The organism is Corynebacterium kroppenstedtii DSM 44385, from assembly GCF_000023145.1.
GTDB classification, from domain to species: Bacteria; Actinomycetota; Actinomycetes; order Mycobacteriales; family Mycobacteriaceae; genus Corynebacterium; species Corynebacterium kroppenstedtii.
The window spans coordinates 1,435,222-1,453,332 of record NC_012704.1; the positions used below are offsets into that span (position 1 = coordinate 1,435,222).

The window sequence follows — 18,111 nt, forward strand, 5'->3', positions numbered from 1 at the left end:
CGTCGCGCTCCCCGCCAGCACCCGGACCTGATTGAGTAGAAGCAACCAGGGGCGATGCCGACTGCGATGTGATGTCCGCCGACGAGGCAGATGAAGGTTCAGATGTAGTCACGGGGACTAAGTGTAGCGGCACTACGCGATGTCGCGGTACTACTCCGCTTTGGTATCGCGCTCCATCAGGTTCATGATGCTCTCTTTCACGGTGGCACCGTCGAAGCACACCGAGACCACCGCATCCGCGATGGGAACGTCGACACTATGGGCCCGGGCCAGCGACTGAATTGCCCGGCACGCGTTGACGCCCTCCGCGACTTGCCCGTGGCACGCTTCTTGAGCTTCCTCGAGGCTCATTCCCTGACTGAGGTGCTCCCCGAATGTCCTGTTACGGGACAACGGTGAATTACAGGTTGCTACTAAATCGCCGAGCCCGGCCAGGCCGGAAAAGGTTGCAGGGTTCGCGCCGAGAGCCGTCCCGAGACGCACTGTTTCAGCAAGTCCGCGCGTGATAATCGTCGCTGCAGTGTTGAAACCCAGGTTCTGGCCAGCGGCCATCCCCGCAGCTAAAGCAATCACATTCTTTGCTACTCCCCCGATCTCACAGCCAATGACATCCGTGTTGGTGTACGGCCGGAAATACGCCGTCGTACACGCTTCCTGAACCCGTTTAGCACTGTCATGATCGGTACAGGCCACCACCGTCGCCGCCGGCTGCTCGTCCGCTACCTCTTTAGCCAAATTAGGTCCAGACAGGACGGCGATCTTCTCCGACGGCCGCCCAGAAGCCTCCGCGATGACCTCACTCATCCGGCGCGCCGTGTCACGTTCAAGCCCCTTCGGCAGCGACACAATCAGCGCATCGTCGGGAAGGAAATCCCTCCAGCGGGTCAGGCTGTCCCGAACAGCATGGGACGGAACCCCCAGCACAACAATGTCCGCATCCGTCAAGGCCACGCGGGGGTCACTCGTCGCAGTCACAGCATCCGGGATAACGACGCCCGGGAGGTAGCACTGGTTACGCCGCGTCGATTGAATCTCATCGGCCACCTCGTCGCGCCGGGCCCACAGTCTGACCGTGTTTCCAGCGTCGGCAAACACTTTCGTCATCGTGGTTCCCCACGATCCTGCCCCCATCACCGCTACTGCAACCATTGCGGACCATCCTTCCCTTCGTCATGCGCACCCTATGTCATGCGCACTATCGTGTGGGTGCCGTGCCCTTCCCCACCGTATGTGTCGGCTCGTCTTTTGGATCCAGCCTAACCGCCCCTATTCGGGCTCGCGCGGATTAACCTCTCACCATTGTTTGAGTTCCTCGCTTATCGTTGACATAGATTCACTCCACAGAATCCCCGGGAGGATACACATCACTATGTCGAAGAAACGTTCATCCCAGTCAGACCAAGCCACTCTTGCCGACGCTCCTCTGCCCGGATCACAGGGAAGTGGCACAAACACGAAGCACCGGTCCGACGCGGAGGGCCGCGTGCAAGGTATCGCCCGTCATCCCGCCCGGGAGCTGGGCAAAATCACGCTGGCCGCCGGTGCCGTCGTGTGGCGACGTCGGCAGGGAGCGGATTCTTCTACACCGGCTGTTGATGAATCGTCGCGTGATTCGTCGGCAAGTACTGTGACCGTGGATGACATCGAGGTCCTCCTGATTCACCGGCCGCGGTATGACGATTGGTCGCTAGCGAAGGGGAAGCTGGATCCCGGCGAGACACTCCCCATGACGGCTATTCGGGAGATCAAGGAGGAGACCGGTTACGACGTCACGCTGGGGAAACTTCTGGGCCGGGTGACGTATCCGGTGAAGAGCAGGACCAAGGTGGTGTATTACTGGACGGCCGAGTGCGTTGGTGGTTCGTTTGAGGACAATGACGAAGTTGACCAGCTGGTATGGCTGCCGTTAGAGGAAGCGAAGAAGCGCACAACGTACAAGGTGGACTCGGAGATCCTTGAGAAGACGGCGCGCGAGATTGCTCTCTCCCCCACATCCCGGATCATTCTTATCCGCCATGCTCATGCTCATCCGCGCGAGGGGTGGGGCGGTAACGATAATCTCCGGCCCCTTGACCGGAAAGGCCGCCGTCAGGCCGACATGTTGCCCCGCGAATTGGCGGGGTTTGGAATCACCCGGTTGTATTCGGCAGATCCGATCCGCTGTCAGACCACGGCCGAGCCACTATCTCAGAGCTCGGGGCTGCACATTACTATCGACGAGCTGTTCGGCGACAACGGCTGGGACGCGCACATGGCCGACGCGAAACGACGGATTTCGGACATCATTACGCATGGCGGAGTGTCCGCGATTGTCAGCCAGGGCAAAGCGATTCCGGAGATCATTGCCTGGTTGTCGTCGGGAGGGGCTGTGTCTATCGACGACATACCGTGTAAGAAATCCAGCGCATGGGTGCTGACCTTTGTCGACGGGAAGCTATCCGGCGCGGACTATTTCGCCAGCCCGCTGCCGATTAAATAGGGCCGCTGGATGCCCTGGTAAATGGCGGCCCGCTGAGTGCCGGCCCCGGACGCTGGGCGCTAAATCGTCCTCGGCATGAACGGCGACCGCGACTTTTCGTATTGCGTAATGGCGTCTTCATTGCGCAGCGTAAGCGCAATGTCGTCGAGGCCCTCCATCAACCGCCACCGCGTGTGGTCATCGATATCAAAACCGAACACCGCATCGCCGACCGTGACTGTGCGTTCTTCGAGGTCGACGGTCATGGTACGGCCCGGTTGTTCATCCAGAAGCTTCCAGATCAACTCGATATCTTCTTCGGTCATTTGCGCGGCAACAAGCCCGTTCTTGCCTGCGTTGCCGCGGAAAATATCGGCAAACCGCGCCGATATAACAACGCGGAACCCATAATCCATCAGGGCCCAGGCCGCGTGTTCGCGGGAGGATCCGGTCCCAAAATCTGGCCCGGCAACAAGAATCGACCCGTTCTTATACGTGTCCTGGTTGAGGACAAAATCGGGGTCTTCCCGCCATCGCGCGAATAGTCCATCCTCAAATCCAGTCCGCGTGACCCGTTTCAGGTACACGGCGGGAATTATCTGATCTGTATCGACGTTGGAGCGCCGGAGTGGAACTCCCACCCCAGTGTGGCTAATGAATTGCTCCATAACCGACCCTTTCTGTGTGGCGTTGTTCGTGGTGTGTGCGTTTTCCTATGCGCGGTTTTCTGAAGCGCGCGTGCGCAGCGTTCTTCCCGCTACCCCGCTCTATGCACTCGTCGCGGTGCTCTGCGGTGACGCCGTCTCACTGTGTGCGCTACCTACTGGACTGAGATCTGCTGGCGACGCAAAACGACCTTGAACAGCAGTAGCTGCGGCCACATAGGGGCTCACGAGGTGCGTCCGTCCACCCCGCCCTTGGCGGCCTTCAAAGTTACGGTTCGACGTCGACGCACAACGTTGACCTGGCGAAAGCTGGTCAGGGTTCATCCCCAGGCACATCGAGCACCCGGGCAGACGCCACTCGGCACCAGCCTCGGTGAAAATGGCGTCCAGGCCTTCTTCTTCGGCTTGCTGCTTCACGCGCGCGGATCCTGGCACCACCAGCATGCGGACCCCGTCGGCAACTCTCCGTCCCTTCACGACGGAGGCTGCCGCGCGCATGTCTTCAATGCGGCCGTTCGTACACGATCCAACGAAAACAACGTCGATGGGAACGTCGCGCATCGACACCCCAGGGGTGAGATCCATATACTTCAGGGCTTTTTCACAAGCCGACGCTTCTTCTGCGTCGGTAAAGTCTTCCGGCCCCGGAACGGGTTCCCCGAGTGCAATGCCCTGGCCGGGGTTTGTTCCCCACGTGACGAAGGGCGTGATGTCGCTGGCATCGAGGGTAACGACGGTGTCGAATTCCGCGTCATCGTCGGTCCTCAACGATTTCCAATATTCGACGGCACCGTCCCAATCCTTCGGAGCGTGCGGACGGCCCTTGATATAATTGAACGTCGTCTCGTCGGGAGCGATCATTCCGGCCCTCGCGCCCGCTTCAATCGACATGTTGCACACCGTCATCCGGGCTTCCATCGACAGCTGGTGGATCGCTTCGCCGCGGTACTCAATGATGTGTCCTTGACCGCCGCCGGTTCCGATCTTCGCAATGACAGCCAAGATGATGTCCTTGCCCGTCGTTCCTTCAGGGAGGGTCCCGTCGACATTAACCGCCATTGTTTTGAATGGCTTGAGGGGCAAGGTCTGCGTGGCCATCACATGTTCTACTTCGGAAGTTCCGATGCCGAATGCGATCGCTCCGAAAGCTCCGTGGGTTGCGGTGTGCGAGTCCCCGCACACCACCGTCATCCCTGGCTGGGTCAGCCCCAATTGTGGCCCGACCACGTGAACAATGCCTTGTTCGCGGTTCCCCATTGGGAAGAGCTTGACGCCGAATTCTTCGGCGTTTTTCCGTAGCGTCGAGACCTGTGTGCGCGACGTGATGTCTTTGATTTCGGCAACGTCGCCGGTCTTGACCCCAATGGTGGGGACATTGTGATCCTCGGTGGCGATGGTGAGGTCAGGCCGGCGCACCGGGCGGCCCGCCATACGGAGACCGTCGAACGCCTGAGGCGAGGTCACTTCATGAACCAGGTGCAGGTCAATGTAGATGAGGTCAGGGTCCCCATTTTCCCCGCGTGAGACAATATGGTTTTCCCATACTTTCTCCGCCATCGTGCGCGGACGGTCCTTGTGGTCGTCCTCAGCAGAGTCCGAGAGCGTCGTCGATGGGGTGCGAGTGGTAGAAGCTCCGGGGGTTGCGGAGGTTTTGTCTGCGGTGGAGTTCGTCATTCTCCAATCCTTCCGTCGTGTCGGCTGCCGTTCCGACGTCCGAGCGTCTCACTATGCAGAATGATAGTATCAAAATATGGGAAAATTAAGCGACTTTGACAACGAACTCGACGACAATCACGCGACCTTCAACCCCGATAGTGGGATCAAAGTTCTTGATCGATCCTTACTCATCCTGCGCACGGCGACAGCCCAACCCATGAATCTGAGCGAAATATGCTCCTCAACAGGGTTACCTCGCGCAACGGCACACCGATTACTGACAGCACTCCACGTTCACCGATTACTCGAACGAGACAAAGACGGCCGGTGGAGAGCCGGACCAGGGCTGTCTGAATTATCCCCGGCCAGCTCGGACCGAATTATCCAGGCCGGAATGACGGTCATGCGCAGTCTGATGGAAAAAACCAACGAATCCGTCCAGATTTATCGGCTTACGGGCAATGTCCGCACCTGCATCGCCTCGATCGAACCAGCCAGCGGGCTACAGAACACTGTTCCCGTCGGTGCGCGCATGTCGCTACTTCGCGGTTCAGCTGCGCGAGTGTTAATGGCCTGGGCACCGGAGGAATTGGTTCAGTCCATCATTCCCGACGCCGCCTTTACGGAAGACGATCTCGCGGAGATACGGACGACGGGCGTCGCTGAATCAATCGGCGAACGCGACCCAAGTTTAGCCAGTGTATCGACGCCGATCCGCGCGAATCAGGGCGTCGTCGCGGCCTTGTCTATTTCAGGTCCTGTGGAACGCTTACGACCGTCACCACAACAACTGTATGGAAACCTCATCCGCGAGGCAGCTAAAAGGATTAACCAGTCATTGCAGTGAATTTTCTCAGGCTTATCAGGCTTGTCAGGCTTGGCCGCGAAGAGTCATCACAATAAGGACGATATTAAGACCGATAATGAGCGCTGAGATAATAACGCCAATCCATTTCAGCGCTTTATCTCGATACTGCCCCATGACTTTCCCGCCCGTCACCATTTGCAACGGGATGAGGGCAAACGGAATACCAAAGCTTAAGACGACTTGTGAAATAACAAGTGCATAGGTGGCATCAATACTCAGCCCAATAATGAGGAGCGCCGGAATGAGCGTAATTGCGCGCCGTATCCACAGCTTCACTTGGAAATGAAGCATCCCCTTCATCACTTCGGAGCCCGCATATGCGCCGACCGACGTCGAAGCGAGGCCGGAAAACAAAAGCCCGATGGCAAAAATGACACCTATCACAGGCCCTAATGCGCTGCTCAAAGCTGCATGGGCGCCTTCGATGGTGTCGGTCCCGTGCCGGCCACTTAAGGCGGATGCAGCCAGCAAGAGGAGCCCGATATTCACAAGCCCCGCGATTCCGAGCGCGATAATAATGTCGATACGGGTCGCTTTTAATAAACGACGAATGACGTGGGGATCTTCATGGCCGGCACCATGCCGATGAATAACTAATGACGAATGTAAGTAAATAACGTGAGGCATCACCGTCGCCCCCAACATGGAGGCAGCGAGTATCACGCTATTGCTTCCTTCAAACCGGGGAACTAATCCGCCAGCGATCCCCCGGAGATTAGGTGGCGCAAGAAACAAACCTGCAAGGAAACCAAAAGTGATAATGACCAGCATTACTATGATGAGCCGCTCGAATACCTTTTGAGCGGTTCCCTGCGTTAACAGCAGAGCCATCGACACGGCCCCGACAATAATCCCGCCCGTCAGCGGGGATACCCCGAACAATAAATGCAGGGCGACGGCACCACCGATGATCTCTGCGAGGTCAGTAGCCGCCGCCACAATTTCCGCTTGTAGCCAATATGCGATTCGCCACGGTCGGGAAAGCCGCTGGCCTAGCAGTTGGGGAAGGCTCTTCCCGGTGACGATTCCGAGCTTTGCGGCCTGATACTGGATGATCATGGCCATCAGGTTCGCGGTCGCGAGCACCCACACCAACAGATACCCGTAGGTTGCGCCAGAGGAGATGTTCGCCGCAACGTTTCCGGGGTCCACGTAGGCAATAGCTGCAATGAAAGCCGGGCCCAGCAGACCGATAAGCCGCTTCGACGACGGAGATGCCGATGGCTGTGACATGGGGTCGGACGAACCTGAGGCTGGTGTGCCGGATGGTCGACGTCCGCTGTGAGAAGCGAGTGAATTCGTCGGCACTGCCTGCTCTGAATCTGACGTAACCTACTCCTTCCGTGAGAGTTTCAGCTTATCGGTTCAGCTTTGCGTCGCCGTAATGAGTACATACTCTTCCGTAGCCTCACGTGCGTGATCTCACGCGGCACACGCCAGTGTGTGGGGAACAACAGAGATAGTGATCTCGTCGTACTTAGACAAGTACATGACCTCCCCATCCAGCTGGACCTGAGAGTCCTTTTCCAAGATGAAATGCCACCGTTCCTCGCGGTCGGTGTTGTGGAGGCCCAAAGTACTGGCGCGGAAAAGGTAGCCGACCAGCATGGCCAGTGTCAGGCTTTTATGCTTCACCACATCGAACTTCCCGTTCGTTAGCGAAGTATGGTCACTAATTTTGATAACTTTGCTCATCCTGGGGACATTGGCGAATACTAAATTATCGAATTTCTCCTGGTGACCTTCGTGAATGATTTTCACGGGTTTCACGGAGAAGAGGTTCCTCATGACAATCCATCCCTGATTCCACTTGGTCAAATGCGCCGCCGTGAGTTTTTCTCCGATATGAGGGGTTAGACCAAATCCGATATATGAGTGGGCATAACGCTCAAGATTATCTTTTCCAGTACTTACCAATTTAAGGACGTCAATGTCTGTGTAATCACTGGTAATAATGCGATGTGCCAAGGCTTTGCCGTTACTCAATGCGTGATAATGATCATTTGCATTACCGCTCGGCAAGATAGCAGTGCGAATGTGGTCATGTGGATGACTCACAACACCATTGACTACTTCGTTGTATGTTCCGTCACCGCTGGAACAGACGATGACATGAATGCTCTCAGATTCTTTGGTGATCTGGGCGGCTATTTTCTCGGCATGTCCCTGAAATTGAGTAGGGACGACAGTGACCTCAAAAAGCCCCTCAAGCTGGTCAGCCAACCGTCGTGCGCGTTTTTCACTGTCACCTGTCGAGTGGGGATTAAAGAGGATTGTTACTGGTGTCATGTCTTTTCTGTCGTCGTCGTGTCGAGATTATTTCGGTCATTTATCCTGCCGCCATGAGGCTTCACCAATAGTAGATCCTCCCAAAGAGTGGGCGAGAACAACACCCCATAGGTAGGCTTAACAGAACTGTTGCCCCATGATCGAATAGGACTTTTCATGAGACAGAGTATGGCTGTTGCCATGGCATTTGTTGGCCTCCTGGTTGGTGCCGGGTTCGCCACTGGTAAAGAAATGCTCCAGTATTTCATCGCCTTCGGGTCAATTGGCCTGGTAGGAGTGGTGATCACTGGAGCACTCATGGCTATTTTCGGATGGGTTGTTCTACAGGTCGGAAGCTATTTCCTTGCCGACGAACACGGGCATGTTTTTAAGAACATTGCACACCCACGAGTATCACGAATTTTGGACCTCTGTGTCTCCGCAACCATGGTGACCATGGGCATGATGATGCTGGCCGGAGCAGGCTCCAGCGTGAAGCAGACCTTCGGTTTGCCCGGATGGCTGGGTTCCGCTGGGTTAGCGATCATCGTGTACTTCGTCTGTTTCCTTGATGCGGAAAAGGTATCCAACATCATCGGTATTGTGACGCCACTGATGATTGTTGCCGTCATCATTCTTTTCGTATGGTCACTCGTTCACGTTCCTGACGACTTTTCCTTCAGCGCAGCTAGCGAATTAGGTAAGAAAGAAGCCGCACCTGTTTCACCGTGGTGGTGGTCGGCTATCAACTGTGCCGGCATGACCTTGATGTGCGCGATCGGAATGTCACTGGTCATCGGCGGTACTCACACTAAGCTTCGCGACGTCGGTATCGGCGGTCTTATCGGTGGCTCGATTATCGGAATCATGATGCTGATGGAGACGGTCACGCTCTTCATCAACGTTAAAGATGCCGGAGGAAAAGATATTCCGATGGCGTCGGTTACCCACGCTATTAACCCTGCCGCCGGTATTATTCTTCAGATTATTATTCTGATCATGATTTTTAATACCGCGTTAGGCGATTTTTACGCCTTCTCACGGCGTATCGACGTCGCCCTCCCCACACATCCGAAGATCAACCTCGCCGTTATTCTGACTATTTGCTGGGCAATTAGTTTGTTCGGTTTCGGACCGTTGATTCAGGTTGTTTTCCCCATCCTGGGATACTTGGGAACGTTCGTCGGAATCGTGTTTATTGCATGGCGCATTCGCTGGAGCCGGCTCATTCGCGGCGAAAAGGAACGTCGTAACCGAATTCGACAGCTCACCCACCTGTACATCCACCCCAATATCGCTGTGGATAGCACGATGGAACTGAATCACGAGCTCGAGGGTTCCGACGCTAATAGTGAAAAACTCTTCGCGACGGTTGCCCAGGAGGAGCGTCGGAAATTAGATCCCGATGCAACTCTGCATAAAGAGGATCGTTAAAGCCACAGCTCTTCGACCATCGCGATGGCATCTTTGTCATGGCGGTGGCGTAACCGAGCAACGATCCTGCGGCGTGGTGCATCGGGTGCTAGCCCGAGGTACTCCGCAACCAAGCTTTCACACACTTGATCAATCGTGTTTCCGGTCTCACCGCCGAGGTCGTCGATCCGCTGAGCAATCTCATCGTGGGAAATCCCCATGTAGTTGGCTAAGTTGACCATGGTGATGGAACGGCTCTCTGGGCCCAACCCTACCCCACCAGCATGTAGCGGATTGGGCGTATAACCTGGATCTTCGCGTTCGGCAGATACCTCGTCTTCAAGGAGGAACGGTGCGCGCGGCGCGGCCGGCTCAATGCGGAAGTATGTGCCGTTTCCGAAGTCCATCCAAATCCGTTCGCCCTCTATGATCCCTTGCGCGACGAGAAGCCGCCGGATCGATCCTGTTGTTGTTCCTGTCGCGTTCCAGGCGACGGATTGGTCACCGTCGTCGCTGGGGATATGCCGAGGTTGGCCCAACTGCAATCCGAGTAGCTGAGCGACACAGGCGGGGACGCCGGTTCCGCTGCCCCGCATGTGGTCATGATTCACGGTGACGAGGTATTGCCACCGACCATTGCGCCAATAGAGACCTCGAGAATCCTCGGGCTGACGGTGGGGTTCTATGTCGTCATTTCGTCGGCTAACAATTCCATCATCCAGACGGAATTCACCGGAACTGGCATATGAACGAATCGACGACGCCGATACCCCAAACTTTGTCGTTCCTTCAGAGATAAGGTCATCAAGATCGGCCGACTCATCACCAACACGGGAACCAATAAAATCCCGGATGGAAATGAACTCGTCCAGACCCCACTCCCGTAAAGCGATCTTGGTTTTACTAATCCGGATAATTGAGTCTTCAGAATAAGCAGCATTTGCCAAACTACGGGCCCGGCCAATGCCCCACATATGCGCGATCTCATCAAGGGAAAGAGGATGACCGGCAATATCGAGCGCAGCCTGAATTCGGTTCACCGCAGTTGTCGGATTCGCCACCACGTGGTCGCCAATAACAGCGACACCACACCCCTCGAGCCACTTGATCAGGTCGTCCTCCGGAACATGGCTGATGCGCTGAATTTCTTTAAAAGAGACGACACCGTATTTGTCGGTCATATCGTCGAGTAACTCTGTCGTCTTCTTTTGGCATTCGCCGAAGCTAGGAAAACATACCCACCCTTGTTCGACAGAAAAACGATCGTCCAAAACATCGAGTATTTTCCACAAGGGCGCTTCCCAACCGTGCAAAGTTCGTTCGAGTTCCGGGTATTTCTGGGAAAGCGCCTTCACTGTGCCGACGGGATACGCGTGATACCGCATTGCGGCAAGGAGGTTGGCGACGGGACCTCGCGATATGGATTCACTGATCGTCGAATCCAGTCCCGCCAAAATTTGACGAATACGCTCCCGGGTCAGGCCAACCGCGTGGCCAATATTCTCTAGTGTTTCCTCGTGGCCGTCCCCGTAGCGTCGATACAGTATTTCCTGCTCTCGGTCAGAAAACTGAACGAATATGGTTTCCAGCAGGCGGGCAGCCCGTTCCGCAGGTGGGATGCCGATGGCCCACGAATCAGAAGCCGTAACGGACGAGGCCAGAGCGTTGTCAACCGCTTCGTTGATGTACGTCGGCGCATCACCGTAGCGGTCAACTACGCCGCGAAGGGATCCTTCCATGGCAGCGAGATAAGACAGAATGTCCAGCGCAGTGCGTGATTCATCAGGCGGTTGGTCATCCTGTCCCTGCCTGGCGAATGTTTCATGGTCGGGGGAAAACAGTAAAGGCGAGGCGTCACTCGAATCATCGTCAGCATAAAAAGTATCGCCCAGACGACTAGATGCATGACCGAGCTGGTCGACGTGAGTTTCGTCGGAAAGGTTATTGTTTTCGCTCATAGGGACCTTTCTCGCGCGTGGATGCATGTCAGTGCGCACTCACTACCGGTCGATGCATGCCCACTACCTGCCAATACCGTCAGAAACACCGGTTTCCTTACAGCCTAATCCCCCGACGCTGCTCGAGCAGAATAAGAGCGGGCGTAATTAAGGGAAACGCGCTAAACAAACGTCGGCAAGAAATAGATCAGCAAGGAATATGAGAAAGCACTGAGGCGAAGAGAAGTATCGGACGCCCTACTCACACTTCCTGTGACACCGCAGCTCGAACCTCGGTGAAGCGTAATGGGTCGAAAAGGTCAATGGGATGATCCGTACGACCGTCGGTAGCAAGGTCCGCAAGAACCTCGCCGATGGCTGGAACAAATTTAAAACCGTGCCCCGAAAACCCGCACGCAATAATGATGTTCGGATCATTCCACTGGGGGCGCCGGCCAATCACGAAATGTTCGTCAGGCGTGGTGGTGTACATGCAGGCCCGACTATTCCGATGCTCCCCGCGGCCGAGGGCCGGCACAAAAGTCAGCAGACGCTCCCGCATCTCATTGATCTCAGCGTCAGTGACCTCCCGATCCAACTGGTCCGGGTCAACCGTCCGACCATTGCGGAAAAACGCCACCTTAGCCCCTGCTTCTTCCCCATCCGCGGCCGGGAAACCGTAAATCTGGAGCTCGTCGGCGCGCTCGTGAATATACACCCGGCCCCGTTCATATTCTGCGAACTCCTCCCCTGGGCTAAACCAGTGCATGACCTGGCGCTCCGCACGCTGCGGAATGCCCGTCTCTTCAAACAGACCGGGCGCCCAGGCACCTGGGCAGATCACCGCTGTTCGGGCAGTAAAGACCTCTGGCTCCCCGTACTTTTGTGTGCCGGGCTTTCCTTCCTTGCCGACGGCTCCAGCGACCGTCACAGCAACCCCACCGTCCTTTGGCTCAATGTTCAACACCTTGTGGCGATGACGTAGCACTGCGCCACGTTCTTCCGCTCGGGCCAGCTGTAAGGCAACTGTTAACTCCGGGCGAACGAAACCCGCACGCTTCTCGAACACCGCCACCTCATCGTCCTTTACCGCAAAGTGGGGAAAACGAGCGCGAATGTCGTCGGCAGAAAGTAATTCGTGGTCAACCCCATGCTCAACCGCAGAGATCCGCGACCCCTCCACCGTGGTGCAACCGGGCGGTCCCGCGTACAAACCGCCTGTGTAATGGACAAGCTGCTCCCACCCTCGCTGCTGGCTATCTGCTTCCAGCTCGTCCCACAGCTCGAAAGCCCGCCGTAACAGTGGCACATAATCCGGATGCTCAAAATAGCTCATCCGAATGATCCTCGATCCACCATGGTGGGATCCATTGTCGTGACCGCGATGAAACTGCTCGAAGCCTAAGACCTTCTGCCCTCGTTCACTCAGCCGATCCGCGGCAGCAGATCCCATCGAACCCAAACCCACAACAATGACGTCCGCGTCAAAACCGTCATCTGCGTCAAAACCGTGATTGTTCGTCATGCTCTTTATTCTCAGACACGAGCCATTTCCAATGGAATCGAAATCTTCAATTTCGTCAATAGTTTTAACAAAAAGACAAGACAGAAACTCAAAGATCACTAACCTGAAATAAATCAGTAACTAAGGCTACTTAGATTTCAATTACCGGTTGGTTCGCTTCCGCGCCGGTGCACCGCATACTGCGCCCTCCCGCGGCGCAAGAAAGGAGCGGAAAACACATGAATGCTCCACCAATAACGACGGATTCCTCAGATTCCGCCGTAACGACAACCCCGAGTCGCCATGGACTCAGCCCCGCAGGAAAAACCGCACCAGAAGGAGAAAACACAATCGTCGACCTAGCAGGTGCGGAGGAACATTCCCGTACGAACATTCGTCGCTCTGTCACCTCTAGCTTTATCGGTAACTTCATCGAGTGGTTCGACTACGCCATGTACGGCTACCTCGCCGTCGTCATCGCCTCGGTTTTCTTCCCTGAATCGGACTCCAATGTCGGGCTTGTTCTCACTTTCGGGCTCTTCGCCATCAGCTTCCTCATCCGGCCCATCGGGGCGATTTTTTGGGGACATATCGGCGATCGCCTCGGGCGCAAAACAACTCTGTCGTGGTCAATTCTTCTGATGTCCGGCGCCACCATGTGCATCGCTTTCCTTCCCGGTTACGACCACATCGGTATTCTCGCCCCGCTCCTTCTCCTCGCGCTTCGCCTCGTCCAGGGGTTCTCCGCCGCCGGAGAATATGCCGGTGCAGGAACAATGCTTACCGAAATCGCACCATCCGGTCGTCGCGGGCTCTATGCCGCCATCGTGCCGGCGTCCACCGCGTCGGGATTACTCCTCGGCTCTTTACTCGCCGCGCTGCTTAATGGAATTCTTTCCGACGCGAATCTGCACTCGTGGGGCTGGCGGATCCCCTTCCTCCTCGCCGCTCCCCTCGGGCTCATAGGGCTGTGGATCCGTCGTCACATGGATGAGACCAATGAATTCCAGCGCGCACAGGAATCGGAGGAAGTTGCCGTCGGCACTGGTGAACCCCAGAAATCTCCCCTGGCCATGGTGTGGAAGGAACCCAAGGCTCTCGGTATCGCTCTTGCCGCATCCTTGCTGAATGCGATCGGGTTTTATGTCATCCTGTCATATTTGCCTACGTATCTGAGCGAAGAATTAGGGCAGAATCACACGGATTCCTTCATTGCCACGTCGGTCACTCTGTTTGCCTATATCTTCAGCGTCCTCTTCACCGGATGGCTATCCGACCGAGTAGGCCGCAAGAGGATTATGCTCACCGCGTCCATTGCTTTTGTCGTCACCATTGTTCCGGCATTCATGCTCCTTGACGGTGCGGGATTGTTCCTCGTCATTGTGATCCAGTTGTGCATGGGAATGGCCCTCGCTCTTAACGACGGTGTTTTGCCCTCGTTCCTTTCCGAGCAATTCAGCACCAAGGTTCGGCTGAGCGGTTTTGCTCTGACCTTTAACGCCGCCAATGCGGTTTTCGGTGGAAGCGCAGCGATGGTTGCCACGCTGCTAATCGGCTGGACGGGATCAGATCTCGCACCCGGCTTTTATCTCATGGCAGCGGCCGTCGTCACATTTTTTGCGGTCCTTGCAGCACGCGAAACTAGTAAACACGAATTAAAGAGAGGATAGGTTTCCATGCCATCTTTGCCCACCGGGGTCGTCCCCACCATTGATTCCACGGATTTTCTTAATGAACGTCTGCGCACTTTTTACAACGGTGAGAAGCAGCCTTCGACCTTCAGTGAGGAAGAAATGCAGCGTCGCCTTGATGCTTTGCGTGGTGTCATGGCCGAGCAAGATCTTGATGCCGTGGTGCTGACCTCCCAGCACAACATCAAGTACTATTCCGATTTCCTTTACACCCATTTCGGACGTTTCTACGCCGTGGTCGTGACCGCCGACGAGTGCTGCACGATCAGTGCCGGTATCGATGCAGGTATGCCTTGGCGACGTTCGACGGGCGATAACCTGATTTACACCGATTGGGGCCGCAACAACTATCCCCACGCGATCAATACCGCTATTCGCGAGCGGGTAACACCACGACGGGTTGGCTTGGAATTCGATGGCCTGTCCGTTCATCTTTATAGCGCCATTACGACGACCATTGGGCCTGAAGTTGAATTCGTCGACATTGCTCCGTCGACAATGAGATTGCGCATGATCAAGTCGGACGAAGAAATCGCCGTCATTACCGACGGTGCCAACGTGGCGGATATTGGTGGTTTCGCTATCCGCGAGGCTCTAGAGGCCGGCCCTAAGACGGAATACGAGCTGGCGCTCATTGGCACCGAGGCCATGGTGAAAGAGATTGCTCATCGCTATCCCGGCAGCGAGATCCGCGACACGTGGGTGTGGTTCCAATCCGGCATTAACACCGACGGCGCGCACAACTGGCCGACGACGCGGATGGTTGAGCCGGGCGACATTTTGAGTCTGAACTGTTTCCCGATGATCAGTGGCTACTACACAGCCTTGGAACGGACGATGTTTTACGGTGACATTGACGACGCTACCCGGCGCTATTGGGACGTCAATATGGAGGTGTACTACCGGGGTCTGGAGCTGATCCGACCAGGTGCGGTGTGTGGGGATATCGCCAAGGAGCTGAACCTTATTTATGCCAAGCACGGGATGCTGGGGCTGCGCACCTTCGGTTACGGACATTCGTTCGGCGTGCTCTCGCACTACTACGGGCGGGAAGCCGGGCTGGAGCTCCGCGAGGATATCGATACTGTCCTCGAACCGAACATGGTGGTGTCCATGGAACCCATGATTACCGTTCCTGATGGTGAACCGGGTGCCGGCGGATACCGCGAACACGACATTCTCGTGATTACCGACGACGGAGCCCGTGATATCACTGGTTTCCCGACCGGCCCTGAGAAGAACGTGATTGCTGCTGGGTGATTATTCCGCCAAAGTGATTATTCCGTCCGGTGAGTGTGGTGGATGTGGGTCGGCTAGCCGTTGTCTCCAATAACCCAGTCCACCATTTCGTAGTTATCGAGTAAGGCTTCTTCTTCGTACGTGAGATCATCGGCCAGGCGTAAGTTTAATCGCCTATAGCCCAGGTCAATTGTTCATACCGGCGGAGTAAACGGTCTTCGTCATATTCGATAGCCGCAGAGTCACGGAGCCTACGAAGAATGCCAACAGAGCAAGGCATTTGTTTTTCCACTTTGTCTCGTCCCGCTCGCAGTTCTTCAACGGTCTGAGGCTTAAAAAGTGGTGCGGGCATTGCGATCGTCTCCCCTTCGTTAACTAGTCTCCCCTGGGTGAGTTTTTGTGATGTCGAGCCTAGTCAATCTGTGGAGCGTACACGGTAAAATGCCCAGTAACCTAGAGCACTACCAGGGAATCCGGCCACCAAATTCGGCTCGAAACACACACGGCCATTGCACGATCCAGAAAATATATTCTTCGTGCCGTTCGCAGGTTACGACGCGTTGTATTCTACGCGGGAGTTGAAAGTTCCTTTTAAGTCACATCTTTCACAAAGAACGATACAACTGACTGAACTATAAAAGTTACTATTAGGGCGATGTTCAGTATGGATATTGCCGGGTCGTAATTATGCCCACCAGAAAGCGCGATGGATATGAAACAGAGTACCCATATGCAGATCAGAAGCATTGAAGATAGTGAAAAGATCAATAACTTAATGCGGTGATTTGAGCCGGAACTTAAAAACATGGAGCAAGCTACAAGCCACGCCAAAGAAGATAAGATCCTGTCCCAGTAATCAGAGTCCCGGACGTCAGCTATCGATATAACGATCGAGATCACTACCAGCAGTACTACCACTAGAAATCTCCAGCTTAGAAGAATCTTCGCGGGGTTCCCTTTAGCATTCATAACACTTCATGATAGCCGGGAATATGAAATTCGGTCTCCCTGCTGCGTCAATTGAACTGGTCAAAAACACTTCTTGAACGACCCCGGCAGCCCCGACTCCGTCACATCTTCTCAAGGAGCCACACCATCACAACCTACTGAGCCCCGGTAGCATCGGAGCATCGTGGAGTGGCTGGCGCCTGGTACCGTCGCCACTCTTAAGAACGACCAACTACTGGAGAGAAGGAGCAAGGATATGATCGTGACTACCACAAATACCATCGAGGGTAAGCAGATCGGTCAGTACCTGCGCGTCGTGGCGGGTGAGACCGTCGCGGGGATTAACGCGTTCAAGGACATCAGCGCAGGGTTCCGCAACCTGGTCGGTGGCCGTTCCAACAGCTACGAGGGTGAGATCCGTAAGGCACGCGAGGACGCGCTCGGAGAGATGGTCGACCGCGCGCATGAGCTCGGCGCGGAAGGAATCGTCGGCGTTGACATCGACTACGAAGCCGTGGGGCAGAACATGATCATGGTGACTGCTTCCGGCACCGCCGTGACATTTCAGTAGACGGCCCAGCTGAACAACCTGGATAGCGCACGGCGCGCCACGGAACTAGGTGTAGGCCTGCAAGAACGCACAGTGGAGTTTTCGCGGAATCATGGAACACCCCTGCAGCCCCGATCATTTCGACATACAGAAAACTTTTGACAGACCCCACCAGCCACACTAACTTCGCTCTCGGACGCACTAAGGTGCTCCAGTTCCGAGGCTCGTGTGTACACCGCACGAGCTTTCGTGTATCCAAGGATCCCACGCATATCGGTTACTTCGACGAGTTCGGCCACAGCGGGCCTACTAATCTCGCCAGAACCAACGCCTCAAAGCCCACCCAGTCTTCGGCATTGGCGGATTTATCATCCCGGCAGACAACGTACGCTTATTCCCCGGGCAATTCCAACACCTCAAAAAGATCGAGTTGAATGCGAACAATCATCAATCGCCTGCTAACCCCCTGGACAGACTGAACTGCCCCCGTTAGTTGGACTGAGAAACCAGACACCGACTAGTGGGGAGCAGTTCACGCTCGAGGGCTAAGGAAGTTTTTAAAAGACTTTCGGGTTGAGGAAAACTTCGGAGGCCTCCTCAAGCTCGTCGATGTTCATGAGTTGAGTAGACTCTCGACCCTTACGAGTTCGTCGTAAAGGCGTCGTTCGGGGTCGGATAGTATCCCCATGACGACGAGCTCTCGGAGACCTTGTTGTGTCAGCGGGGCACCTTCCCGCATGATGCCGGCATCTTTAAAGCTGTTGTATATCGCTTTGCGCCGCTTGTGGAGTTCCTCAGTGGTTCTCCGGTTGATTGTGATGCTCATGCCTGTCTCCCCTGTAGCTGTGATGTGCCACATACAGTATCGGGGAATCGAGACATTTTCGTGGCGGGGACACAGTTTTGTTCGAGCA

At 55.5% G+C, this 18,111-nt stretch carries 15 protein-coding genes; 6 read left to right on the forward strand and 9 right to left on the reverse strand.

Translation table 11 applies throughout. The features are described from left to right. Window positions 1-150 precede the first annotated feature (150 nt). Entirely contained in the window at window positions 151-1,149 is a 999-nt protein-coding gene (locus CKROP_RS05960) for an NAD(P)H-dependent glycerol-3-phosphate dehydrogenase (RefSeq protein ID WP_012731840.1), read from the reverse strand. 220 nt (window positions 1,150-1,369) lie between these two features. Here CKROP_RS05960 and CKROP_RS05965 point away from each other — a divergent pair, with 220 nt between their 5' ends. Beyond that, window positions 1,370-2,479 (forward strand): NUDIX hydrolase, encoded by a 1,110-nt coding sequence (locus CKROP_RS05965; protein ID WP_012731841.1) that lies wholly within the window; start codon window positions 1,370-1,372, stop codon window positions 2,477-2,479. A 59-nt stretch (window positions 2,480-2,538) separates the two neighbouring features. Here CKROP_RS05965 and leuD read toward each other — a convergent pair whose 3' ends face one another. Next, window positions 2,539-3,126 carry a 3-isopropylmalate dehydratase small subunit gene (leuD, locus tag CKROP_RS05970; protein WP_012731842.1) on the reverse strand — a complete coding sequence of 196 codons (588 nt, stop codon included), beginning with the start codon at window positions 3,124-3,126 and terminating at the stop codon, window positions 2,539-2,541. A gap of 99 nt (window positions 3,127-3,225) precedes the next feature. After that, on the reverse strand, window positions 3,226-4,680 hold the full coding sequence (gene leuC, locus CKROP_RS05975) for a 3-isopropylmalate dehydratase large subunit (protein WP_148209737.1): 1,455 nt from the start codon (window positions 4,678-4,680) through the stop codon (window positions 3,226-3,228). A 193-nt stretch (window positions 4,681-4,873) separates the two neighbouring features. On the opposite strand from leuC, the gene CKROP_RS05980 reads away from it, so the two are divergent. Next, entirely contained in the window at window positions 4,874-5,626 is a 753-nt protein-coding gene (locus tag CKROP_RS05980) for an IclR family transcriptional regulator (RefSeq protein ID WP_012731844.1), read from the forward strand. 24 nt (window positions 5,627-5,650) lie between these two features. Here the strand turns inward: CKROP_RS05980 and CKROP_RS05985 are convergent, their stop codons facing one another. Then, a complete protein-coding gene (locus CKROP_RS05985) occupies window positions 5,651-6,880 on the reverse strand; it encodes an Nramp family divalent metal transporter (protein ID WP_012731845.1) in 1,230 nt (409 codons plus the stop codon). A gap of 189 nt (window positions 6,881-7,069) precedes the next feature. Continuing rightward, entirely contained in the window at window positions 7,070-7,936 is an 867-nt protein-coding gene (locus tag CKROP_RS05990; protein ID WP_012731846.1) for a diacylglycerol/lipid kinase family protein, read from the reverse strand. Between the two features lie 156 nt (window positions 7,937-8,092). On the opposite strand from CKROP_RS05990, the gene CKROP_RS05995 reads away from it, so the two are divergent. Continuing rightward, the gene (locus CKROP_RS05995) at window positions 8,093-9,349 is read left to right on the forward strand and encodes a YkvI family membrane protein (protein WP_012731847.1); all 1,257 of its coding nucleotides are present in this window, start codon (window positions 8,093-8,095) and stop codon (window positions 9,347-9,349) included. Here the strand turns inward: CKROP_RS05995 and CKROP_RS06000 are convergent. Beyond that, window positions 9,346-11,286 carry a sigma factor-like helix-turn-helix DNA-binding protein gene (locus CKROP_RS06000; protein WP_041628843.1) on the reverse strand — a complete coding sequence of 647 codons (1,941 nt, stop codon included), beginning with the start codon at window positions 11,284-11,286 and terminating at the stop codon, window positions 9,346-9,348. The two genes, CKROP_RS05995 and CKROP_RS06000, sit on opposite strands and share 4 nt — an antisense overlap. Window positions 11,287-11,527: 241 nt before the next feature. Further along, window positions 11,528-12,790, reverse strand: coding sequence for an N-methyl-L-tryptophan oxidase (gene solA, locus CKROP_RS06005; protein WP_012731849.1), 1,263 nt, complete (start codon window positions 12,788-12,790; stop codon window positions 11,528-11,530). A 218-nt stretch (window positions 12,791-13,008) separates the two neighbouring features. On the opposite strand from solA, the gene CKROP_RS06010 reads away from it, so the two are divergent. Next, window positions 13,009-14,439 carry an MFS transporter gene (locus CKROP_RS06010; protein WP_012731850.1) on the forward strand — a complete coding sequence of 477 codons (1,431 nt, stop codon included), beginning with the start codon at window positions 13,009-13,011 and terminating at the stop codon, window positions 14,437-14,439. A gap of 6 nt (window positions 14,440-14,445) precedes the next feature. Continuing rightward, entirely contained in the window at window positions 14,446-15,720 is a 1,275-nt protein-coding gene (locus tag CKROP_RS06015) for an aminopeptidase P family protein (protein ID WP_012731851.1), read from the forward strand. A 145-nt stretch (window positions 15,721-15,865) separates the two neighbouring features. Here CKROP_RS06015 and CKROP_RS11115 read toward each other — a convergent pair whose 3' ends face one another. Further along, a complete protein-coding gene (locus CKROP_RS11115; RefSeq protein WP_012731852.1) occupies window positions 15,866-16,051 on the reverse strand; it encodes a hypothetical protein in 186 nt (61 codons plus the stop codon). 852 nt (window positions 16,052-16,903) lie between these two features. On the opposite strand from CKROP_RS11115, the gene CKROP_RS06025 reads away from it, so the two are divergent. Next, a complete protein-coding gene (locus CKROP_RS06025; protein ID WP_041628845.1) occupies window positions 16,904-17,218 on the forward strand; it encodes a YbjQ family protein in 315 nt (104 codons plus the stop codon). A gap of 592 nt (window positions 17,219-17,810) precedes the next feature. Here CKROP_RS06025 and CKROP_RS06030 read toward each other — a convergent pair. Next, on the reverse strand, window positions 17,811-18,023 hold the full coding sequence (locus CKROP_RS06030; protein ID WP_041628846.1) for a hypothetical protein: 213 nt from the start codon (window positions 18,021-18,023) through the stop codon (window positions 17,811-17,813). Window positions 18,024-18,111: the final 88 nt, after the last annotated feature.